Source organism: Leclercia sp. AS011 (genome assembly GCF_037152535.1).
Lineage (GTDB): Bacteria > Pseudomonadota > Gammaproteobacteria > Enterobacterales > Enterobacteriaceae > Enterobacter.
Genome location: NZ_JBBCMA010000001.1, coordinates 1,444,788 through 1,467,767, shown reverse-complemented (window position 1 = coordinate 1,467,767; position 22,980 = coordinate 1,444,788). Strand labels below are relative to the sequence as shown.

Genomic DNA, 22,980 nt, shown 5'->3' with positions numbered 1-22,980 from the left:
ATTATCGGACAAACCGCGGCAGGCGACAACAGGTTAACTGTAAGGTTATTACGGGTTCACAAAGGTGTTCTTCACCCGCGTCGAGCGCTTGAAGTAGGGCACAAACAGTGCGGTCACCAGCAGGGGGAAGAGTAACTGACGTACCGCCAGCGCATCGGAGACCGGCGAAAACGCGAAGGCTTTAACGGCCAGTAATACAGAGACAAGCAGCCAGATAATATAGTGTTTAGGGACCATCCGACGGCGTTTAAAAAACGCGATGGTCAGCCAGAGCGTGTAGTACCACATGGCAATCGCAAAGGCGAAAGAAATAAACCACATGACAATATTACTGGTATTTTGCGCGCCCAGCGTTTTTAACGCGTGGGGCGTAATTAACGCCGTAGAGTAAAGCACCAGAGCCAGCGAGGCGCTTAATAAAGCCACCAGCAGCCAGGCAAGCGGAGCCAGTAACCAGCCGCCAATTTTTTCTCCAGCCGTTGTGGTCATGTTCTCTCCCGAAGTTAATATAAGCGCAATCTGCAAATTAGCAGGGGCGAGAGTATATAACATTTCCGGGGAATGGCTACCCTCTTAGAGCACGTAACGCCACACGGACTTAGGCACTTCGCCGATGTTGAACAAACGCCCGCCAGAGACCAGCTCTGCGCGACGATGATCTGCGGCGCGGTACATGCTGATAATCTCCTGGTTATCGCTCAGACTGTAGTTGAGATGATCAAAGAGTTTTTCCAGACTTTCGAGGGAATTAATCTTGCGAAATTTTAATAAATAGTCCTGGACGGTCATATTAATAATTTTCCATATAAGAAGGAGTGATACCAAAGAAGTAATTCGGTCGAATACTAAACGGAACATAAATGACGTAAACATTTACCGACGCGCATCGGCAAAAATAAGAATATTCTTTACTGGCGAAATCAGGCGTCGGTCGACGCCTGGCGATGAAGGTTAACGCTGTTCATGACGGCTGGCAATATGCAACTGACATCATATGTCACTATTTTTGGTCAGTGCATGCGGCTTGGCTTGCGTAACGCTATTGACCGGCTCTGGCGGCTGGTAGTTATCGATATGGCTGGCGACCCCCAGCAATATCACCGATACGCCCAACACAATCCACCCGGCTAACTCGATAATTCGATTAATAATTGTCGTCATGATTCGTTATTTTGTTTTATCCATAAATACAGATTAAGAATTTTACAGCGCGGAATGCCCTGGGGCAAGCGCTTTGCATTGATGTTTTGCGATTGTATTCAGCGAGTTATAATTGTTAATCAGAAATTACTGATTGCTTGTCCTGTCATTAGGCACGAAACCCCGGATTAATCTATTGTGAGCAGTGAAGAGATAGTGTGAAATATGCGTGTCAAAAGATGAGAGGCGACTTCATGAGCGATAAAATCCGTGTTGGATTAATAGGTTATGGTTATGCGAGCAAAACGTTTCATGCTCCGCTGATTGATGGCACCCCGGGGATGGAGCTGGCAGCAATTTCCAGCAGCGATGCCACGAAAGTGCATGTCGACTGGCCGACGGTCCCGGTGGTTTCTGAGCCGAAGCATCTGTTTAACGATCCCACTATCGATTTGATCGTCATCCCCACCCCGAACGACACCCACTTCCCGCTGGCAAAAGCGGCCCTCGAAGCCGGAAAGCATGTGGTGGTGGATAAACCCTTTACCGTGACACTGTCACAGGCCCGGGAGCTGGACGCGCTGGCGAAAAGCCTTGGTAAGCTGCTCTCGGTGTTCCATAACCGCCGCTGGGACAGCGATTTCCTGACGGTGAAGGCGCTGATTGCCGACGGTGCCCTCGGGGAAGTGGCCTTCTTCGAATCCCATTTTGACCGCTTCCGTCCGCAGGTGCGTAACCGCTGGCGTGAGCAGGCGGGCCCGGGCAGCGGCATCTGGTACGATCTGGCTCCGCATCTCCTCGACCAGGCCGTTAACCTGTTCGGTCTGCCGGTGAGCCTGAACGTCGATCTGGCCCAGCTGCGTCCTGGCGCGCAGGCCACCGACTACTTCCACGCCGTGCTGAGCTATCCGCAGCGTCGAGTGGTGCTGCATGGCACCATGATGGCCGCGGCGGAATCCGCGCGCTATATCGTGCATGGCTCCCGCGGCAGCTACGTGAAGTATGGTCTCGACCCGCAGGAAGATCGCCTGAAAAACGGCGAACGTCTGCCGCAGGAAGACTGGGGCTACGACATGCGTGACGGCGTGCTGACCCGCGTTGAAGGGGAAGAGCGGGTGGAAGAAACCTGGCTGACGCTGCCGGGTAACTATCCGGCCTATTATGCCGGGATCCGCGATGCGCTGAACGGCGACGGGGAAAACCCGGTTCCGGCAAGCCAGGCGATCCAGATAATGGAGCTGATCGAGCTGGGGATTGAGTCCGCGAAGCATCGCGCGACCCTCTGTCTCGCTTAAAAAATAAGCCCGGCAGCGCCGGGCTTTTTCTTATCCGCGTGCGACCTTGTCGCGCAACGCCTGCTTCTCTGCAGGGGTTAAGAAAGCCATCTCCAGCCCGTTGATCTGCGCCTGACGAATCTGCTCCTGGCTGAGTCCAGCCAGCGAGGCGGCAACCGTATATTCGTGAATAATGTCTACTCCCTGAACCGCCGGATCGTCGGTGTTCAGCGAGGCCATCACCCCGTGCTCCAGGAAGGTCTTCAGCGGATGCTGCGCCAGGGTCGCCACGGTGCTGGTCTGAATGTTGGAGGTCAGGCAGGATTCAATCCCGATGCGCTGCTCCGCCAGGAAGTCCATCAGGGCGCGATCTTCCACCGCCTTTACCCCATGGCCGATACGCTCGGCACCCAGCTCGCGGATCGCCTGCCAGATGCTCTCCGGGCCTGCTGCTTCACCGGCATGAACGGTGATGTGCCAGCCAGCATCACGGGCGCGGTTGAAGTGGGAGAGGAACAGGCTGCCCGGGAAGCCCAGCTCATCGCCCGCCAGATCCACCGCGGTGATCTTATCCCGGTGCGCCAGCAGGGCCTCAAGCTCCTGCAGACAGGCATCTTCCCCGAAGGTGCGGCTCATAATGCCGATCAGACGCGCTTCCACGTTAAAGGTCTTGCAGCCTTCACGCACGCCAGCAATCACGGCTTCTACCACACCCGCGACCGGCAGCTGATGGGTCATCGCCATATAGCCCGGGGAGAAACGCAGCTCTACGTAGTGCAGACCGTTGCGCGCGGCATCTTCAATGTTTTCAAAGGCGACGCGACGGCAGGCGTCCAGCGAGGCGAGAACTTTTACCCCCCAGTCCAGCTTGCTCAGGAAGCTGACCAGATCCGGCTCGTTTTCCGTCACCTGCACGTGTGGGATCAGTGTCTCAAGGGTTTGTGCGGGCAGGGTTAAATTATACTGACGACCCAGGTCAAGGATGGTCTGGGCACGGATGTTGCCATCAAGGTGGCGATGAACGTCAGTTAACGGGAGGGTGGTATCAATCATGGTCGCACTCTTTATTAGTAGAAGTGCGGCTCATTATAAAAACAAAACGGAGTAAAAAGCTATTTGCGCAATGGATAATTCCGTTGCGCAAATAAATTACAGCACAGCGTTGATGCCCGCAATCAGGCGCTCCACACCCTTTTCCAGCTTGCTGCGCGGGCAGCCGGCGTTAAGCCGGATAAAGCCGTTGCCCTCTTCGCCGTAGGTATATCCCGGCATAATCGCCACCTTTTGCTGCTCAATCAGCGCCTTTTGCAGCGCCTTGTCATCAATGTTGAGCGGGCGCAGATCGATCCACGCCAGATAGGTCGCTTCCGGCGGCTGCCAGTTTAACTCCGGGAAGGCCGCATTCAGCCTCCCGGCCACATACTGTAAATTCGCCTCCAGATAGCCGCGCAGCGCATCCAGCCAGGCCTCGCCCTGCTGGTAGGCGGCGATGTGCGCCACCAGCGCCAGCACCGACGGCGAGGAGAGTCCGTCGCGCCCCTTCAGCGCCTGCAAATAGCCCGTGCGGCTGACTTCATCGCCGATCAGACCGTACGCCCCGGTAAGAGCCGGAATATTAAAGCTCTTGGAGCCGGAGGTCAGCAGCGCCCATTTGCCCTGCGCCACGTCACACCATGGGGTATGTTTATGGTTGCCCCACACCATATCCATGTGGATCTCGTCGCTGATCACCGCCACCCCGTGCCGCGAGCAGAGTTCAGCCATGGTCGCCAACTCGTCCCGGGTCCAGACCTTACCGGTCGGGTTGTGCGGGCTACAGAGTAATAAAATTTTGTTCTGCGGCTGGGCCAGCACCGCCTCCAGCGCGGCCATATCGCACTGCCAGCCTTGCGTCGTGTTGTGCAGACCGACGGAGACCACCTGACGGCTATTCCCGGCAATAGCATTGTAAAACGCGTCGTACGCCGGGGTGTGGATCACCACGCCATCACCAGCGTCTGACCACTGGCGGATCAGCTCTGACACCATATAGATCACCGACGGGCCATAGACGATGGCGCCGGTATCGATGGCACTGTCAAAGCGCTGGTGGAACCAGTGGGCCACCGCGGCGAGGAACTCGTCGTTTTTCCAGCGGCTGTAGCCAAACACCCCGTGGCCGATGCGGGTTTGCAGGGCATCGATGATGCAGGGGGCGGTGGCAAAATCCATATCCGAGATGATAAAGGGCAGCAGATCGGCCGCACCAAAACGGTCGGCGACGTAATCCCACTGGGTGCACCAGGTGCCGTGACGATCCACGACGGTCGAGAAATCAAACATGACGTTGGTCCTTAAAATAAAACCCCCTCATGGCGAGGGGGCTGAGGCATCAGGCTTCTACTGTTCGCATCAGGGTCGCCAGCTCGTCTTTCACTGACTGCACCTGCGGGCCGATGACCACCTGCAAATTATGCTGATTCAACTGTACCACGCCGATGGCGCGGTTGGCCTTCAGGGCGTTGGTATCCACTTTAGACATATCTGCCACCGACAGGCGCAGGCGGGTGATGCAGTTATCCAGCGAGGTAATGTTATCCGCCCCGCCCAGCGCCGCCAGAATGGCCGGGGTGTTATAGCCGGATTTACCGATCGTCCCCGCCACGGCCTGTTCGACGCTGGTGGCCGCATCGGTATCACGACCCGGTGTTTTGAGGTTAAAGCGGGTGATGGCGAAGCGGAAAATACCGTAGTAGACCGCGAACCAGATCGCCGCCACCACCGGGACCAGATACCACTTGGTGGACAGGCCGTGCAGGATGCCGAACACCACAAAGTCAATCACGTTGCCGTCGGTATTCACTTAATGTCAATGAACCTTAGTGATTTTTTTAGTTGATGTTACTAAATGATTTCAATCAAAGAAGCACATCTTTTCCGAACCGCTCGTGAGAACACGTTTCAACAATTGCTTACCTGCGGATAGAATCAGTTATCTTGTTCGCTTTGGGTTTTGAAATGTTCGGTCTGACTTCTGAAGAGGCTGCGTTTTATGGCGCTGTTGCTGTTGTAGGCACACCGCTAGTTTTTAACGCGATAAAAGAGTTTTGCTTTGATCTAAAAAAACGTAATGCCGAACGCGCATACATCAGTGTTCAGCTTGTGTTCTTGTTGGATAAGTTCGCGGCGGATTGTGCGGAGGTTTCATGGGATAGGGGATTCGATGAAAGTGGACCGGAACCGGATTCACCCGAATACATTAAAGTACAGGTTCAACCGCCTGAGTTTGATATGAGCGCTGTTAAAGGTGAATACAAGTACCTAGAACCCTCATTGATCTATAGGTTGCAATCGATTGATGTGGAGTTGTTGAAAGTTAAACAGCGACTTCGTGAAATGACCAGTAATCCAAACTTCGGTGTGGAGTTCATGGATAAGTACATCTTACTTAGACGCGAACTATACGCTGATGTTGGCTTAACGGTTGTGCAATTGTCAGCAGATATCCGTGCAAAACTGAAGATCGACGTAGATCATGGGTGGAGTCCTAAAGAGAGTTTACTCAGAAGTAAAGCCCACATCTGGCGTATCAAATCTAGAGGGGCATTACGAAGGATGGAAAGAAAAGCGAAAAATAAAATGCGCTTGCCTTTCTGATGATTGAAAGCAGTCCACCAAAGTGCAACACACCTTAGTCATTTTTGATTGTAAAATTTGCAATTAGCAAAATAAAAAAGCCCCTAACCATAAGGAAAGGGGCTTTGTGTTATCGAGGGATCTGGTAGTGAGGAGAGTCGGGGAATGACTTCCACCAGTGACCACACTCAAGTTTTACGTTTAGTTCTTTGGCTGCGGTTTCCATCGCCTGAACTACCGGAACGAAATCCGCGCGTGTCCACTTACAACCGACCGGAATGATGTCTACCGCGTGGCCTGTAAGATGGTAACTGTTCAGTGTCTTCGATTTGCCTTGCTGAACAAGTTCGCGTTGGCGTTCTGGGGTTCGTAGTCCTTCGATCACGATGAAATCAACTGAACTGATCTCAAGCGCTCGATGTACCACACGAACCAGATCAGGATGAATCCCTTTAAGATTGTTAATGGAACGGGTACTGAATCGGAATTTGGTCATGTGCGTATACCTGTAAAAAAGCCCCCGTTGCGGGGGCTATAACGTTCGTAACCAGTGGAGAGAAATCACCAGCCAGAGGAACGGAACCAGAGGGAGGTTAAAGAGGGTGTAGCAGGGGTTAAAGTAGGGTTTGTGTTTGCCTGAGTGGACAAGTTTTATTATTTCCCCTGCTACGTTTATTTATGCGAACTGAAAAAGATAGCCGTGTAAGTGGATGCCTCTCATTAGAAAATCCATCCGGCCTAAACAAATTACTTCATTACCTGCGTACTCAAACGGATTAACCATATGGACACGTTGACCAGAAGCAAAACGGAAAACTGGTTTCTTCGCCTGAGTACAAGCAAAGAACACGTTGTTTTCGTTAACGATCAGTTTCTTTAATTTTTTGTTGGTTACGTTTTTATAGCTAAACGAGTAATTAATAGATTCCGGGCTGATGCCGTCTAAAGTTACTTGATGAAGCTGTTCAGCGGGAACGGATGCAAAATCATTCATTTGATGCCTACTTTTCTATTTATCATTTTTAATAAATCGGTTGTTAACTTATCCCAATTCAAAACGTGTTTACGTTTAGATTTTCTGCGAATCGCTATTAAACGATCCTCGCGTTTTTTGGCTTTTAAGTTAATAAGGATTTGCTGACCGGGTTGGTCAACTTTCACGTATGAACCGTTCTTAACGTTTCTACTTAATCCTTTAATGTTACCGTATTTATCCTTAAATTTTTGGGCGACTGGAACAAGTTTATCTGTATCCTTTCTCCTGTCGATTAAAGCAGACAAATAGATGTCCTGTTTATCATAAATCCCGATCTTGTAGATTCTGGTAAACTTCGTTTTCTTCTGAGTAACGAAGTAAATCGGTTTCTGTGAAAACGGAACAGGGGAATTAATATTACGGACGATTTCTTTTCGAAGGTGTTCAGCAGCCAGCCCACACGCTTTATAGAGCTTATCCTGAAACGAATCCCCAGCATCAGACTGGAAACGCCTTAGCCGTTTTAAAGTCTTCTCTAACTCGCGTTTATTGCGTTCGTTTGCGTTAGTGGACATCAAAAGATCCCCATCACAGCACGTAAGAAATAAACGAACGATTCAGGGATCACCAACCATCCGAACATATAAGCAAGGAAATTGTATCCAACCGCCAGTAAAGCAATAATCATTAGTGCTTTACGTAGCTTTGTTTTATTGATCCAGTGTTGAATTCTTGCCATGATTGCCCCCTTTGAGGATTTGCAAAATTTCGGCAATTGTTACCCGGATATCATTTAACGAATCTTCAACCCGTTGAACACGGTAATCAATTGCTGAATGATTGGATTCAATGTTTCTAATTTTGATTTCTTGGATTTCGTTTTTATTTTCGATAGCGTTTAAACGCTTTTCGTGTTCGGTTGTTTTTCTAACTACAGCGGTATGAATACGCCATATTGCACCAATAACAGCAGCGCCAGCAGTTGCAGCGCCTACCGCGATTTCTAACATTAGCATGGTAAAAGCCTCTTTATTTAATAGTTACTATTATTTAACAGGCTTTATTTAATCGTAATGTGTAGTGTCAATATAATTAACAGTACCGCCGAACACCTGGAAACCGAAACCTGTTTCAGAAGGCATGATCGCGGATCCCCTGGCAATAAACTGAACGTGATCACCATACGCAACCGGAGCGCCTACCCAAAGTTGTACGTTTTGCCCTTGTTGAATTTTCTGTACCCAGTATTCGCAAGGAACAGGGATAACAGCGGGGGAACGTGTATAGATGATCGTTCCGTTACGGGAGAGCGAACCAGTAAGGTTAGCCAGCGGCCTGCAAGCGGTAGAATACGTTCTCCTACCGTCTGCACCATACATTTCAAGCCCGTACTTGGAATCACTCGGCGGAACATCGTTAGTAAAAACGTACAACGTACCGTTCACAGCAGCTTGAGCTGTAATTGATTGATGCCATATCCCGTTAACGTTGGTTATCCCACCGTAAACGGATACCCCGCGATCTGTCCGACAGTAAGCAACAACCCGCGAATTAACAGACAACCCCAGGCTAACAAGGTGATTCGTTGTTGCCCCGGACACACTAAACGGAACCTTATGCGAAAAATGCATACAAGGGGTATCAGGTGAAGCAAATACTTTTCCGTTCGTATTGTATAAACCAATTCCGTAAGCCATTAACGCGCCTCCATCATTACTAAAAAAGTACATGAGGACGGCAAACTATAGTTAATCACGTTGTTGTTTACTGTAATAGTTGGCGGGTTTTGTTTGCGTTCAACCGTGTAATTTAATACCACCACTTTCAGATAGAATAAATTCGTATCGAAAGAGTAGGCTAACGAGCCGGAACCCGATAACCCGTAATGCATATCTAATACATAAGTTGGTTGGATCACATCGATCCAACCTTTACCATCTGCCGTTAGTACCTGCGCACCATAAGCCATTTTATAACCTTCCTAAACGGACACGTAACCGCCCGTAGTTATCATATACGTTAATCTGGTTATTATTTATCTCCATTCTGCCTTCACCCGGTGTATTGCCGTTGATGTAAATTGCACCGCCAGCAAAATCTAATGCCATACCAGAAGAGTTATAAACGTAGTTATCAGACGCTAACCAACTGGTAATTTTCGCCCGGTTAATTGAACCGTTAGCAATGTGAGCATTGTTGATTTGAGCAGATCCAATTTTAGCAGCGGAAATAGAGCCATCCTGGATATGTGCAGAACCAATAGCGGCGTTGTTGATTTGCGCAGATCCAATACTTGCGTTAGCAATCATTGCGCTATTGATGTAAACCCTACCGTTCTGAACCGCAAAAGGAATAACAGCGTTTTGCGTACCCGCAGATTTAGACGTGATAATCATGAAATCATCAGCGGTGATGTACATCGAACCTTTACCAGTTGAGGTATCAGCAACAGCAGAGATACCCGCGAAAATGCCGTCAGCGGTAGCTTTAAACGTAAAGCTTGCCATTAATGATCCTTTCAGATTATCAACCTCGGCTTTTGCTTCCTGCGTTACCGTGGCGATTTTCTTTTCAGCGTCAGCTTTGTTACCCGAAACTGTATTACCCAAAGAAGCGATAGAATTATTAGTTTTATCAATGTTGGTTTGTAGTTCGGCTTTTACTTGCTGCATACTGATTGCAGAAGCACCGGAAGCAGAAGTAATAGTGTTTTCGAGTTTAGTGACCTGTGCGGCTAGTTTGGTTGCAGTATCAAGGGTGATTTCATTACGGGTTTTAGTGACCAGATCTGTAACGGTCTTATCACCTGCCGAAATGATTTGTTTAAGCGAGTTCTCGCTTACCTTAATTGCGTTGTTGGTGTTGTTCGCAATGTTTACCTGTACGTTCGCGATCTCTTGCTGTAGCGCGTCTTTGGAGCGTTCAAAAGCAGCTTCTACAGCAGCGTCTAAACGACCTTCCATGTTCAACACCTGATCCAGTGCGGCCTGATCTGCGTCCGTCCAGTTGATTGACGTAAGGGTGACGTAAACACCATTCGTAAAAATAATATTATCTTCACCGAAAACATCAAAACCACCGATACGCACATAATAACTACCGTCTTTTAACGGAACCGAATGGATTTCAAAGGCGTTCGGGCTAACGAATGATTTCGGGTTTTTAAATCCAGCGTCGTTCTGATCAGCAACCTGAATAACTACGCCTGCGAAATCTGGTACTAGGTTACGATCTGGGTCAATCCAGGTTGTAAAAATCGTACCAAAACCAGGGTTAGCCGTGAATCCGTTCAAGCCGGGAACCTGCGCGTTAAAGCAACTTAGTACAGCCTCTTCTGATTTGATTCCGTTGTATCCCACAGCAGTTACACCGAATTCAACATTTCGACTTAGACCGTTCTGTTGGTTCATCGAAAGTGTATAAATCCAGTGAAGGTCTTTAACAGGATACGTTACCGTTTTGCCGTTCTTATGAGTAACCCGGACATCATACCGATCAAACAAATCACCAAAGAGCCGTTTCTGACCGTTTATAGTGACTTCTGCCGTTGTCTGATCATCCCATTCAATATGGAAATCCTGGAACAAGGTTTCGTTCCCGTTCGGGGTTTTAGCGTTGCGTAAGCGAACCGATGGTTTAGGCAACCCGTATTGAAAATCGATATCCATATTACTGATAACTACCCACGGGGATTGATACCAGATACCAGCAGCACAAACACGGAAATCATATTTTGTATTCTTATTAAGCCCGGTTAACAGATATTCCTTTTTGAGAATAATAGCGCCGTCGATCCATTTGTCCTGATCACTTGGTTTGTACTGTAAGCAGAACGAATAACGGTTAAAGTCGTCTGTACAATCCCAGGTTACTAATACATTTCGACCGTAAACATTTTCATCAACAGAAATTGCTTTAAGGTTGAACGGGGTATAGATATCCGAACTAATAGTAGTTCCGGTGTAATCTGGTTTTGCTGCAAAATCTTTATCGGTATAAACGCGGCTATCGTATTCAACACAGTCGATAGTTACCATTCCGATCATCCCAGATTCAAAATTAGGGGTAATACTCATTACTCGCCATAAAGAATCTGTAAGTTTCAGTTCGCTGAAATTAACTTTGATCACCGACCAGACTTTTAAACCGAAAGCTTCGAGTGTAGAGAAACTAAGTTTTTTACGCAGTTTACATTTATTACGTTCGACTGATGCCAGTGCATCAAGCGCCTGAGTATTTTTTACGAAATGATAAGTGATATCTTTCGTGATTTCTCGACCGTCTTTAATGATCGTTGGGTCTTTTTCCGGTTGAGAAGGGTAGCGCAAAATGTTAGGCGAATACGACATTTCAGGATCGAAATACTGAACGTTTAACGTATTAAAATAGCCATCACTGCCGCCTGTTTCGAAACGGATAGTTGAACCTTCAATACTGGATTCATCGAACGATTGACTGATGATGTCTGCCTGATCAATCTGACAGGTCAGTTTCCCGAAAGATTCAAACGTAACACCCGCAAAACTAGCACAAAGGTTGATGATGTTTTGCTTAACAGTAGCGTTCGGATCCGTAGAACCGTCACTGGAAAATTGAGCATTTCGCGCTGCTGCTTTGAACGAATCTAAATCGAGCTGATCCGGTTGTACTTTCTGCCCGTACTTACTCTGGGTCAGATAATGGAATAATTGAGAAGGTCCATTGTGCGAGCATTTACGAACCCCATCGGTCAGATCCGTAATCAGTAAGCCGTTAATGTCTACAGATACCTGTGAGTTCTCCTGAAGGATATCCACACCGTTGTTCATGCCGTCCTGATTCTTGAACATCACAATACACATGGTGGCAACGCCTTTACCCAGGGGAGCTAATAAACCGTCCTGTTTCCATTTTTCGGGAAGGTACTTATTCGCAAGGGCTAAAAATCTGCCGTCTTTTTTACCTGTTGAAACTTCGATCTGTAGGTTTTTCTGGTAGATATCTTTGATTTGGTTTTTGGCTAAAATGCCGTCTCGGATTTCCTGACCGTCATACAGAACAGGCTTGTTATCCATGTAGATCTGTTTGAAACAATCAATTTCACCTTCGGCAACTGCAAAAATCTGAACCAGATAATGCCGGGATTTATCCACGTCCTTATAAGCCAGGATTGTACCTGTTCGGGTACTACCGTAACACACGGGTAAAACCGCTTTAGGGTCGGACGTGGTTGATAGGGTCGATGCCTGATCAGGAACCTGGTATTTCGGGATGGATGGTTGCATAGCAAGGGTCATAATCGCCATCGATGCCGCTACAGCAACACCAACCATCAACGCGGTAGTAACCGCAACACTAGCAGCGATCAACGCCGCAGAAGTGGATGCCGCAGCAATCGCTGCGACTAAAGCAACAGCAGGCATTATTTAACCCTCCATAAGTCCTGGTACTCGGTATCGATTGGATGCACCGTTGTGAAAATATTGTTTTCGTCTGCAACCAAAATTACCCCGGAGAAATAAACGCCAGTATGGTAGACGTTAGTTGTTTTATTCTTTTTAATCGAAGAGGTAATAACGCCATCTTCTAACGAATCTGTTTTATTAAAATGTTTTTTCATGAAAGCGGAAGGGGTCATACCGATAAGATCTTTTGCTTTCGCGATCCCTTCTTCAATAGTGGTGTATGTGCCTTTCATGGTGCTGTAGTAATTGGAACCTGTCATTACGTCAATAATGAACATAACGGTTAAATTACAATCCCGTTCACCAAAAACAACAGGTTTCCCGTAAACACTGTTGATAAAATCTGTAATAGTTGTTCTTTGTTCGTCTGTCATTTCTTTTTCATCTTCCATTGTTCAGAGTTCCATTTGCCAATCTTCGCAAAAAATGTATCGTTTTCATTTCCTACGTGAGAACGGTGAACCCCGTCGGATGCGTGAGATCGTCCGTTTTTTTCTAATACCGCCCAGAAACTATTTAGTACGAATTCGGTTTCGTTAGTTACGGCTTCTTTATTCGAATAATCGAGCGTAACTATTGCGGAGTCTATTTCACCCCTGAACGTTCCATAGTTCGCTTCAATTACCCCGGATTGTGGATTAGTAAAGACCAGTTCAACGTTAACAATTGCCCGATCAAATTTACCCGCCTGAATCAGCGTAATGTATTCAGGTCTAACGTTTGATACTCGAATTGACATACCGTTGTTATTGATGTCTTTGGTTCTGGTAGGGTTTTTAATATCGATGAAATCACCAACAGCCAGATAAGTCTTACTGTTGAATGAAATATCATAAAAGCCGTCGCATAAACGCAGTTCCCCGGATCCATCAGCAAAAGTAATTGTAACTAGCTGGAATCGGTCGCCCACGGTGAACAGTTGGGATTGTTTTAACTTGGTAAGGTTGGTTCCGTTACGGTCGTTATAGACTTTCAAAAAGTCAGGGTGTTGAGTTAATGAGTTTAATACTGTGCTGAAATCTGCCATCAGATAATCGCCTCGCTTGCTGTTACTTTCATTGTCACGATTTGATCAAGCTGGCTTTCAATGGTGCCGTTGGTAACGATTAAAGACATAACCGGGTTTCGGTAGTTAATAATTGTTCCAGATGGAACCGCCGTTCTGAGATTAGGGAAGATGTTCAATGTTCCTGTTGAAGCATCCCATGCTTCAACGGTGTAAACCTTCGCGTGATTAGCGAAAGTAAAACGTGTACCCGGTTCAAGATCTACAGTCGCCTTTACTCCCCGTTGTCCAGCAATGGCCGCAATAGAAACCTGACATAAAGCGGTCTTATTTCCACGATACTGATAGTTAATAGTTTTGGATAAAGGGAAGGTGAACGGTTTTCCGAAACGATAAACAGCCATCCATTGATCAAAAAGATAATGTTTTTCTGCTTCAAAACTAACGTTAGCGTCTAATTCGAAATACTGTACGCCAGTTGATCGACGGGTGATATTGCCACTCACGTATCTGTTATTAAAAAACGGCGCAACATCTTTTATGGTTACGCCTACTTTTAAATCTGGATGTGAAAATAAATCAATAGCCATAAAAAAGCCCCGATAATAGTTAATAACTATATTTATCGGGGCTTAATCGGGTTACATACTGCGCCGTTGTGCGTCCTGAACCGCTGATTTAACGTGTTCTTTATACATCTTGAGCATTTCTAACCATTCTTCCCGTGATGCCCTTACGTTACCTTGTACGGTTAGTGGAGCATGAACGGTGATAGAACCGCCTGAATCGTTCCCGGACATATAATCTTTAAGATCCTGGTTCAGTCGTTTATCTACGACACGTTCACCAGCTTCTAACAGGTAAGTACCAGTAGACGGTACGTTATCGATCCCTGAGTGGAACTGACCTTTAACCGCTTTGATACTTGCTATCTGTTGGAATACAGCGCCCATTTTAGCCGCTGCGAGCGCGTAACCAGCAACCCCGCCCGTAGACATACCATCGGTGAAAGCGGTGTATGCGTCGATTGTGGCCTTGCTGATAGCTAAACCCTTTTCCATAGCAAACGCAGCTTGAGCGGCTTTGGAGTTTTCGCCACCGAAAGCAGCTAACGCCGCTGACATCCCGGCGGTCATTTGCTGGTAACTATCAAGCTGATCCAACATTGAACGTTGCTGTACCTTCGTCCGTTCTTTGTCTAATTGTTCGGATCTGCCGGAATACGCTTCCTCAATAGCTTTTTTACGCGCCTGGAATTCTTCAAACTGAACAAGTTTCTGATCATATTGAGTCTGTAAGTTTTGCAGGTCACGTTCATATACTTCTTTGCTGGCTTCTTCAATAGTCTGAAAATCTTCTAATGAAGCACCCAGAATAGATTTAGCAAAATTATCTTTATTAGCTTCGATAAGTGCAGAACGTTTTTTATGATATTCATCTTCTGTTATTACTTGGCGGTTTAACAGAGTTTCCAAATCATTAAAGTTGTTAGCGAGTTTACTAGTCTGGGAAGACATAGCAGCCGCTTCTTGTGCGTAACCTTCAATAGTGATCCGGTTGAGCATATCAACGTTTTCTTTACGAATACGTTCGGCTTCGGCGGCTTTTTCTTTTTCTAACCGGGCTTGCTCTTTACGGTTCCTTTCGGCTTCTGCGGCTAAACGTTTAGCTTCGGCTTCTGCCTGCTTACGCGCTTTCTCGGCTTCCTGTGCTGCCTTTTCCCGTTCACGTTCGGCAATGATGGCGTTAGCACGGGCTTCCTCTTCTTTGATCCGTTGTAGTTCAGCGATGTTCTTTTGCTGTTGTTTATAGGTTTCTTCGGCGCGTTTTTTAGCGGCTTCAAGATCCTTTTTAAACTTTTCATCAGCAACCTGTTCCGCTGATTTGCCCAGGTTGTTACGTTGCTCATTACCCATTCCAGACGAACGGAAAGCACCAGCACCGAACCCGGTAGATGTTTCAATCTTGCCTTCGATATCCGAAAGCATCGTGTACAGGCTGGTTTGTTTCCAATCCTTCTCGAACCAATCATACAGATCGGAAATCTTGGTAACGAAAGGGGCTAACCCGTTCGCTAATGCACCTTCGGTTTTTTGCTGGAAATCACCCATCTGAGAAGAGAACCGACGATACGCGGCTATTGCATCTTCTGTGATATCGACGTTCTGATCCTGGATTGAATTCAGTGCTTCCTGTTCGGATTGCTGTTCCTGGAGTCGTCCGATCATCTGAGAGGATCCGCCGCTCATTTTTTCCATAGCTGATGTGATTTCAGCCATTGAAGCGCCAGCATCACGTAACTGATAGAACAAATGGATCGCGGCTTTAACACCGCCGTTAGAAGCGCCTAAGAACTGCGTATAGTCTTTCAGGTCTTGCCCGTACTTCTTGAGGTCATCGGCTAGACCGCCACCCGTGGCAACAGCTTGCCCCAGGTTCTTTAATGCGTCTCGGTTCATACCGCCGAACTGTTCAACGGTCATACCCATTTCACCAAACGCATGACCTAACTGTTGCAGGTACTCAACGTTCATTTGTGAACCCTGAGCGAGCTGATCCAGCTTGTTAGCGGTTTCTGCGGATTTCATTACCAGACCGATACCAGAAGCAGCTACGCCAGCAGCAGCGCCTAATGCCAGCATTGCCGGATTGATACCGCCACCGCCACGTAACTGATTGCCGATAGTGCCTAAAATACCGTTTACGGACATAGCCTGATTACTGAGGCCATCTAATATACGTTCCGCGCGTTCTGTTGCTGTTGCTAACCCGGTAATATCACCATCAATGATAATACCGTGTCTGTTGTCGTTATTTGCTGCCATTATTAACCCCTGTTTTTATTTTTTGTTTAACCCTGGCCGCTTGATCTGGGGGAAGTTTTGACATAATAGCGTTAAGCTGGTTTTGTCGTCTTATCTCGGCTTGTTTTTTCATTTCTTCCTGAGATTTGAAAACTTTGTCTTTGATCATGCGATGATCACTAGCCTTTATTTTCTTGATGCCTTCAATTTTCATATTTGGACTATTACGGCAAATATTCGCCTGGGTAATAGCATGTCTGACATCATCAATAATCGGCCCTTGTGGTTCTATGTATTCATCAAATACCATCAGTTCGTTGAAGGTAGTAATAGGCAACGCTAACGATTCCTGAATACTCATTCCTTTTCGTAGCTGTTGGCGATACATAAAAGTTAACGCCGGGTTATTTCTTACTTTTTTTCGAATTCAACCGGATCCAGAGTGAAAGAGGTTAGGCTGATCAAACCAATCATCTGTTTACGGACGTTCGTATAGATTTTCTTTACTTCGTCAACTGAATCGAACACGGGTACGCCGTTTTCATCCACGATACAACGAAGAATAGACAATTCATCACGGTCTTGTTTATCAGGGTTGTTGATGTGTTCGCTGTATTCGGATACGGTCATAGGTCGTGCGTATACAGTAACGTCGCCGCTTGGAAAACTAATTTTTAAAGCGTGGCGGGGTGCGATCAAATCTTTAAAGATATCTTTCATGTTAAAGCCTTTGTAGTTGGGATTTATTGTTGTATTTATGAAATAAAAAAGCCCCGTAACAGGGGCTTGAATTATTCGGTATTACCAGAGGTCAAATCACTTTGCCGCTTCGGGAATAACAATCGGAGTATATTCCGGTACTTCATCGGAAAGTGTGGTAATGCCAGTTGTATCAACAATACCGGACACGATCAGTTTGTCACATGCCAGGGTGAAACTTAGCTGAACAACAGCATCAGTACCGCCAGTGATACTCATGTTCGCAACATAAACGTTATAAACCTGAGCAAGGCCAAACGTTTTAGTTTCATCTACCCAGTACACCAGTTTAAGCTGGAACTTCTTACCAGTGGTCGCAAGATGTTTCATTTTCTCGTGGGTAGTATCCTGCGGGATATAGTTAATGATCAGTGGAATATCCGGGAGGGTTGCACGACCTACCAGTTTACGGTTACTCGAAGCGCCCATGTTAATAGCTTCGATGATGTTTCGATCTACACCGATTTCAGGGAAGTTAGCCAGTTCAGCAACTTGAGTAAAAGCGGTGCCGTTAATTGTTGCATTGTCTACGTCGTCGGAAATAAAAGCGGAGACGTAATTTCCGCTAAAGATATCTTGAGCCATGTTATAAGCCTTATTAAGAGAGGGGAGCCGAAAAAGGATCCGGCCTGTTGTTCTATTTAGTGAGGATATTAATTGAGTTTCAGAGGGGCATTAAGCCCCTTTGAGTTGTGCTTCGAGGTTTTTTACTTTTGCGGTGAGTTCTTTAACAGCTTCCACCAGTAACGCGGTAACGCCGGAATAATTAACAGTCAGAACGTCATTTTTATCATTTACAGAATTAGGCAATACTTTCTGTAATTCCTGCGCGATTAAACCATCTTCTTTGTTATCGAATTCAGTTGAATCAAGATTCGATTTCTTCTCGTAAGAATAACCAGTAAGTTGATCAACTTTATCCAGTGCGGAATCAATCTGAACAAGATTCCGTTTTAATCTGACATCTGATGTTTGTTGAACATCACCACAATGAAAACTACCGTTACCGTGGAATTTATAAGCGTAATTGCCGATCATCAATCTACAGATAGCATGTTGACCGTTCCATTGAGGCATATGAACATCCATAGCCGCAATATGTGATTTACTCCACCCCGTCGCTTTGAAAACATTATATGCGCTAGTGTCACCAGAAGGACAATCCATCTGTATAGCCGATGCTCTTGATTGCCAACGATCATGACCGCCGCCTTCAATTTCGCCTCGTATCAATGCTTGGTCTTCGCCATACACAGCTTGTCTAGCATTGATCATACCGTTGCCGCCGAATTTCCATTCACGACCAACACCGCCATACATTGTGCGAATACTAAACTGTCTATCACCGCTAGAATAAAGAACTGTTTTTTCTTTACCAGAATTATCCATAAACCAAACGTGTGAGTTACCATCACCATTTGAATAAAGTGATCCGCCTGCCGCTGTAATAGAACCAGTTCTTGCCACAATATTACTAGCAGTAGAAATAGTATCCGAAGTTACTGCACCGGAAACAGTTAAACTAGTTGCGGTTACTGCACCTGAAACAGACAAACTGGTTGCGGTTACTGCTTTAGCAACTGTATTCCCGTTTAACGTTGCTGTACCACCTAAAGTTAAACCAGCGGTTGTTACTAAGCTTGAGTTTTGGAAATCAACCTTAGCACCTTTCGACCTTATTAATAACGTGCCGTTTTTATCAGCCCAAATTAATGCACGTTCAACACCGTCAAGGTTCTGGAACCACATATGAGCGCTGTTATCTGCGGTAGATGCTCTTGTTGCAATGCTGCCTGTTCTTGATGAAATACTACCGTTAGCAATGATCTCTTTGGTTGTGATCGTACCGTTAAACGTTGCAGCACCAGTAAAGGTAGAAGCACCTGTAAACGTAGAAGTACCACCAACAGCCAGAGTACCAGCTAATGAAGTTGCACCAGCGGAAACAGTTAAACCACCACTTGCAGTTAATAACCCGGTAAACGCAGAAGCAGCTTTAACATTTAACGGTACAGGTACTTCAACGGAACTGGTGAAGTTATTGTATGAAGTGCCGATGTTATTATAACCCAGGTAAAGAATACCGCCTGTAGTAGTACCAGCCGTATTCAAACCAGCGGAAATAGTAACGTTACCATTATTATGATCCCTGATAATTACAGCGCCGTTTTTACCACGAATAGCACCCGCTAATGATGGGTTTAAATCGATACCATTTGTTGAAATAAACGTACCGTGTGTAACCTGAACCCGGTTATTAGCAGAATCGCAAGCAATACGCGCGGTCATGGTTCCCGCTTTGTTCCGACCGTCCATAAAAGTCAGACCGTCACCAGTAGTATTGATCTGAGAACCTACTAAACCTAAAGCCTGTTGAGCATAAGGATCATCAGTGGTAGCTGTTGCGTGTACTTTAGCGACACGGAAAGCAAGATAACCCATACCGGAAGGAGCCGCCGGAAGATTATCCAACGCGATGTACCCACGGTTAGAAATGATGTTCATTCCCGCTTCTGCCGCCGTGGTGCTGTTACGGGCAATACCCATACGATAAGTTGCTAGGGTCTGTTGTACTTCCCATTCACCTTTCTGGTTCAACCATCCGTAACCATCATAACCGTTACCTGTACGAGTCTTTACCACTCGCCAGAAACCGAAGTTTTCTGTTCCGTTGGTGTTGTTGATCATGCCGAAAGCAAAATCATTGTTAAGGCCAGAAGCACGGGCTAACGCGGTCGTATAGCTTGCCGTACCGTCAGCGCTAGGACGTAAAACACCAGCCGCAGTACGCGCACCAGTAAGATAGTTAACACTGTTTGACGGCGGGGTAATACCTTGTGCGGTTGTTACCTGGAAACCGCCAGTAGTAACACGGGTTAAACCTAGATCACCGTTACAATCAAGCTGTGCGGTTGTGGCTGATGTCTGCGTAGTGGCATCGTATGACCTAGCCCACATATAGGTACGGGAACCGCCTGTATTACCGTTTCGTTGAGCGCCGATTGATCCCATGTGCAAACCTGCGCCTTCGTCCGTGGTTGCAGAAGCTAACCTAAATTGGATTTCACCAATATTAACTGCACCAGTTGGAATAGCACCGGATGCGGATTCGGTAGTGTTCACCATCTGCATCAGTGGAGCGCCACCACGAACAACACGGAAATAACCACGGGTGTTAATGTGACTATTCGCAGTAATAGAGTTGGTTGTAGTAATAGCCGCCGTTGAACTTAAAGCACCAGTTAACGAACCACCAGTAAGATTTAATTTCTTATCTAACCCAGCGGTTAACGCCGCTTCTGTTACCATCCCACCAACAGCACTAGCCACCAAATAACGAGCGTCCGACTCGGTTTTGTTGTAATAGTTTTTGAAACTGGTTTCAATTTGGGTTTTCGTATAGTACGGGGTAAACAGTGCATCAGTTTGGGTTTTAGTATAATACGGTGTAAACAGTGCATCAGTTTGCGCTTTGGTGTAATAACCTGCATCAATCTGAGTTTTCGTATAATACGGGGTAAACAGTGCATCAGTTTGGGTTTTAGTATAATAACGAGTATCAGAATCAGTTTTCTTGTAATACAGAGCTAAACTTGTATCAATCTGACTTTTTGAATAATACAGGTTAGCGATTTCAGCCGGGGTAGAATAAACAACGTCTAAAAGTTTAGCGTTAATTTTACCCGTTGAACCGTTAATAACTACTTCGTCTTTGGAGTTAACCAGATCAGAAGCAACTTTAACGTTTTTCGTTTTATGGTTGCCTGCCGCAGTACCGGTATTAGCACCCAGAATCAGGGAACCAGTTGTACTGTTAGCCGAAATGGTAAAATCACCGTTTGCAGCGGTAGCTGACATCGTAAGGTTGGTTGCGGTGAATACTTTCGCCGCTGTTCCGTTCAGGTTTAACTGACCGTTAGCAATACGAACCTGATAACTGGACGACTGAGGAACAAGATCAAGATGGTTCGTACCTTGAACGTAGCTTGTAACCGTGTTCGATGCGTTCTTGAAGTTGATACGCGGGGTGCTGACATCACCCGGAGTCAGATCAATCTTGTATACGCCACCAGTAACCGTTAGCGGGGCGCTAAAGTTACCCGTACCCTGTACAGCCAGATCACCCGTTAAAACGCCACCAGTGAGCGCCAGAGCGCCAATTACTGCCGGGGTTGGAATGTTGCGAGGGGAGTAAACCCGTTGACCAGCTTCCTGTACCTGTGAGGTTCCGTTAAAGATACCCGTTGATACCGTTGCCAGAGTACCGTTATGAACCATAGACAACAGATCAACCGCCTGATCGTTAGCGTTTGAACCCTGGATCTTATGGGTAGCTGTTGCGACGTTCCCAACACCAGGTAAGCGACGGAAACGGAAGTTAGCCGCGTGTACTTCTGGGGCGCGAAGGTTTCCGGTCATATGGTTTGAACCGTCTACCGCTACAGCGTTGATTGCTGCCGGGGTTGGCTTTTCTTCGCTGGTGTAAACGGTAGCCCATCCGTTAGTAACACCGTTGGCCAGGTTACGGACACGGATCAGCGGTTTGCCGTTAGCGTTAACAGCCATCTGCCAGCCCTGGGTTTCGTTCCCCTGTAGCGCCAACATTGCGGTATCAACACCGAACGGGTTAGTTACTGACGTACCCTGTAACTGTACGAACCTGTTACCGGAAAGGGCGTTAACATCCACAATACCCGGATAATCAACAGTACCCGCGCCAATACCGTATGCACCTGTATAGAGGGGTTCACCGATTTTAGCGACACCTTCTAAAAGGATTTCTTGAGGAGCCAGCCCGTATGTAGTCATGACAACCTGATCTTGATCGCCTGATGTACGTTCTGAAATTACGTTAGCGTTGAAGATACGGAAGTAACCTGTTTTCGCGCTGCTTTCGACACCATCCATTACGTAAAAAATACGGAAACGGAGCTGGTTCTTGTTGTTGATAGCATCGGACAACATCTGTTGAACCGGATCACCGATCACTTTGTTAACTACCAGTTCAGTTTCAGCCAGTGAAGTACCGCCAGCTAAAACGGATTCTGAGTCACTATCAAAAGTGCCAAATCTACGGATCTCTCTGGATTCGCTTAATTCAGGCATTGCCGCTAAATTATCGATTACTTGAAAATCAGGGGCATCGAAATTTGGGGTATCAGTAATAATATTCGAAACAGAAACAATAATATGATTACCTACAAAAATATCTGTAGGCACATTTAAATTTTGAAAATCTGCCATGTGTTAATCTCGTCTGTAAATGTAATCAAGGTCAAATGTAAGCCCCGCGACAATGTGACCTTTTGACGCTTCATCCAGATAAGATGTGATAGCGTTGGTTGGTGTAACGGCGGTTACTTTAAAGGGGATAGCGTTTCTAAAATCGCTGGGTTTCAGGTTTAGCAATTTCAAAACTGCGTCGTGTACCTGTTTTTCTTTGTTCATTGAAAAGGCAATAACTTCAAACGTTACTGTTGCTTTCAATGCTGAACTATTTAGATCGATCTTTTGGAAGGTTTCGTAAGTAGACTCGATTACTACTTGAACGTCTTCTGTAATTTCTACAGTGAAAGCGGGTACAAGGTTGAATCCCAATTCATCCGTAATAATGTCTTCTAATCTTCGTTTTAATGCTAATCGTGGTAATTGATCAGTCATAGTCACGGTATCCTTTATTTTTAGTTGTTAGCAGGCAGTCAACCAAACCGGAAAGATCATCAACAACATTCGAAACACGATATTGTTTATTTTCGTATGTGATAACGTCGTTTGGGATCAACGTTCCTTTTTCGACCGTAATCATTAACGTACTAGTTGCCTGTACTCCTTCGCTAATTGGAGTCTGGTCAATAATTCCCAAAACAGGAGCGCCGTTTTCTTTCGGGTAATATTCGCCTAATGACAGTAATGATTTAATCTGTTGCTTTTTAAATTTAATGCGCATGATTAATCCTCGTTT

Annotated in this window: 24 protein-coding genes and 1 pseudogene; 2 read left to right on the top strand and 23 right to left on the bottom strand. The window is 46.3% G+C overall.

What is annotated here, in order from left to right:
* Window positions 1-48 precede the first annotated feature (48 nt).
* From WFO70_RS06830 to blr, 3 genes are all read right to left on the bottom strand, one after another.
* Entirely contained in the window at window positions 49-489 is a 441-nt protein-coding gene (locus WFO70_RS06830; protein ID WP_337015323.1) for a DUF2569 domain-containing protein, read from the bottom strand.
* A gap of 84 nt (window positions 490-573) precedes the next feature.
* Entirely contained in the window at window positions 574-789 is a 216-nt protein-coding gene (gene ydgT / locus WFO70_RS06825) for a transcription modulator YdgT (protein WP_032617854.1), read from the bottom strand.
* A gap of 201 nt (window positions 790-990) precedes the next feature.
* Window positions 991-1,149 (bottom strand): division septum protein Blr, encoded by a 159-nt coding sequence (gene blr, locus WFO70_RS06820; protein WP_337016633.1) that lies wholly within the window; start codon window positions 1,147-1,149, stop codon window positions 991-993.
* 245 nt (window positions 1,150-1,394) lie between these two features.
* On the opposite strand from blr, the gene WFO70_RS06815 reads away from it, so the two are divergent.
* On the top strand, window positions 1,395-2,435 hold the full coding sequence (locus tag WFO70_RS06815) for an oxidoreductase (protein ID WP_337015321.1): 1,041 nt from the start codon (window positions 1,395-1,397) through the stop codon (window positions 2,433-2,435).
* 30 nt (window positions 2,436-2,465) lie between these two features.
* Here WFO70_RS06815 and add read toward each other — a convergent pair whose 3' ends face one another.
* The 3 genes and pseudogenes from add to WFO70_RS06800 all read right to left on the bottom strand — a co-directional run.
* Window positions 2,466-3,467 (bottom strand): adenosine deaminase, encoded by a 1,002-nt coding sequence (add, locus tag WFO70_RS06810; RefSeq protein WP_337015319.1) that lies wholly within the window; start codon window positions 3,465-3,467, stop codon window positions 2,466-2,468.
* Window positions 3,468-3,563: 96 nt separating this feature from the next.
* Window positions 3,564-4,736: a MalY/PatB family protein gene (locus WFO70_RS06805; RefSeq protein WP_337015317.1), complete on the bottom strand. Its 1,173-nt coding sequence runs from the start codon at window positions 4,734-4,736 to the stop codon at window positions 3,564-3,566.
* Window positions 4,737-4,785: 49 nt separating this feature from the next.
* Window positions 4,786-5,253 (bottom strand): annotated as a pseudogene (locus WFO70_RS06800) (glucose PTS transporter subunit EIIB); the annotation flags it as partial.
* A gap of 158 nt (window positions 5,254-5,411) precedes the next feature.
* Here WFO70_RS06800 and WFO70_RS06795 point away from each other — a divergent pair.
* Window positions 5,412-6,050 (top strand): hypothetical protein, encoded by a 639-nt coding sequence (locus tag WFO70_RS06795; RefSeq protein WP_337015315.1) that lies wholly within the window; start codon window positions 5,412-5,414, stop codon window positions 6,048-6,050.
* A 109-nt stretch (window positions 6,051-6,159) separates the two neighbouring features.
* On the opposite strand, the gene WFO70_RS06790 is transcribed toward WFO70_RS06795, so the two are convergent.
* The 17 genes from WFO70_RS06790 to WFO70_RS06710 form a co-directional block, all read right to left on the bottom strand.
* The gene (locus WFO70_RS06790; RefSeq protein WP_337015313.1) at window positions 6,160-6,525 is read right to left on the bottom strand and encodes a M15 family metallopeptidase; all 366 of its coding nucleotides are present in this window, start codon (window positions 6,523-6,525) and stop codon (window positions 6,160-6,162) included.
* A gap of 180 nt (window positions 6,526-6,705) precedes the next feature.
* Window positions 6,706-7,023, bottom strand: coding sequence for a hypothetical protein (locus WFO70_RS06785; protein ID WP_337015311.1), 318 nt, complete (start codon window positions 7,021-7,023; stop codon window positions 6,706-6,708).
* Window positions 7,020-7,580, bottom strand: a complete 561-nt coding sequence (locus tag WFO70_RS06780; RefSeq protein ID WP_337015309.1) for a hypothetical protein — start codon at window positions 7,578-7,580, stop codon at window positions 7,020-7,022. The genes WFO70_RS06785 and WFO70_RS06780 overlap by 4 nt, the downstream gene beginning before the upstream one ends.
* Before the next feature lie 135 nt (window positions 7,581-7,715).
* A complete protein-coding gene (locus tag WFO70_RS06775) occupies window positions 7,716-8,021 on the bottom strand; it encodes a hypothetical protein (protein ID WP_337015308.1) in 306 nt (101 codons plus the stop codon).
* A gap of 48 nt (window positions 8,022-8,069) precedes the next feature.
* Complete coding sequence (locus WFO70_RS06770) at window positions 8,070-8,702, bottom strand: hypothetical protein (protein WP_337015306.1); 633 nt, start codon at window positions 8,700-8,702, stop codon at window positions 8,070-8,072.
* Window positions 8,702-8,974 carry a hypothetical protein gene (locus WFO70_RS06765; protein WP_337015304.1) on the bottom strand — a complete coding sequence of 91 codons (273 nt, stop codon included), beginning with the start codon at window positions 8,972-8,974 and terminating at the stop codon, window positions 8,702-8,704. The genes WFO70_RS06770 and WFO70_RS06765 overlap by 1 nt, the downstream gene beginning before the upstream one ends.
* A gap of 1 nt (window position 8,975) precedes the next feature.
* Window positions 8,976-12,407, bottom strand: coding sequence for a fibronectin type III domain-containing protein (locus WFO70_RS06760; protein WP_337015303.1), 3,432 nt, complete (start codon window positions 12,405-12,407; stop codon window positions 8,976-8,978).
* Window positions 12,407-12,841 (bottom strand): DUF6950 family protein, encoded by a 435-nt coding sequence (locus WFO70_RS06755; RefSeq protein ID WP_337015301.1) that lies wholly within the window; start codon window positions 12,839-12,841, stop codon window positions 12,407-12,409. The genes WFO70_RS06760 and WFO70_RS06755 overlap by 1 nt, the downstream gene beginning before the upstream one ends.
* On the bottom strand, window positions 12,820-13,476 hold the full coding sequence (locus WFO70_RS06750) for a hypothetical protein (protein WP_337015300.1): 657 nt from the start codon (window positions 13,474-13,476) through the stop codon (window positions 12,820-12,822). Before WFO70_RS06750 ends, WFO70_RS06755 begins: the two co-directional genes overlap by 22 nt.
* Entirely contained in the window at window positions 13,476-14,045 is a 570-nt protein-coding gene (locus WFO70_RS06745; protein WP_337015299.1) for a hypothetical protein, read from the bottom strand. Before WFO70_RS06745 ends, WFO70_RS06750 begins: the two co-directional genes overlap by 1 nt.
* Before the next feature lie 51 nt (window positions 14,046-14,096).
* Entirely contained in the window at window positions 14,097-16,280 is a 2,184-nt protein-coding gene (locus tag WFO70_RS06740; RefSeq protein WP_337015298.1) for a hypothetical protein, read from the bottom strand.
* Window positions 16,267-16,620 carry a hypothetical protein gene (locus WFO70_RS06735; RefSeq protein ID WP_337015297.1) on the bottom strand — a complete coding sequence of 118 codons (354 nt, stop codon included), beginning with the start codon at window positions 16,618-16,620 and terminating at the stop codon, window positions 16,267-16,269. Before WFO70_RS06735 ends, WFO70_RS06740 begins: the two co-directional genes overlap by 14 nt.
* Window positions 16,621-16,670: 50 nt before the next feature.
* A complete protein-coding gene (locus WFO70_RS06730; protein ID WP_337015296.1) occupies window positions 16,671-16,979 on the bottom strand; it encodes a cytochrome in 309 nt (102 codons plus the stop codon).
* A 96-nt stretch (window positions 16,980-17,075) separates the two neighbouring features.
* A complete protein-coding gene (locus tag WFO70_RS06725; RefSeq protein WP_337015295.1) occupies window positions 17,076-17,603 on the bottom strand; it encodes a hypothetical protein in 528 nt (175 codons plus the stop codon).
* Window positions 17,604-17,693: 90 nt separating this feature from the next.
* On the bottom strand, window positions 17,694-22,262 hold the full coding sequence (locus WFO70_RS06720) for a tail fiber domain-containing protein (RefSeq protein WP_337015294.1): 4,569 nt from the start codon (window positions 22,260-22,262) through the stop codon (window positions 17,694-17,696).
* 3 nt (window positions 22,263-22,265) lie between these two features.
* The gene (locus WFO70_RS06715) at window positions 22,266-22,679 is read right to left on the bottom strand and encodes a hypothetical protein (protein WP_337015293.1); all 414 of its coding nucleotides are present in this window, start codon (window positions 22,677-22,679) and stop codon (window positions 22,266-22,268) included.
* Window positions 22,672-22,965, bottom strand: coding sequence for a hypothetical protein (locus tag WFO70_RS06710; RefSeq protein WP_337015292.1), 294 nt, complete (start codon window positions 22,963-22,965; stop codon window positions 22,672-22,674). Before WFO70_RS06710 ends, WFO70_RS06715 begins: the two co-directional genes overlap by 8 nt.
* Window positions 22,966-22,980: the final 15 nt, after the last annotated feature.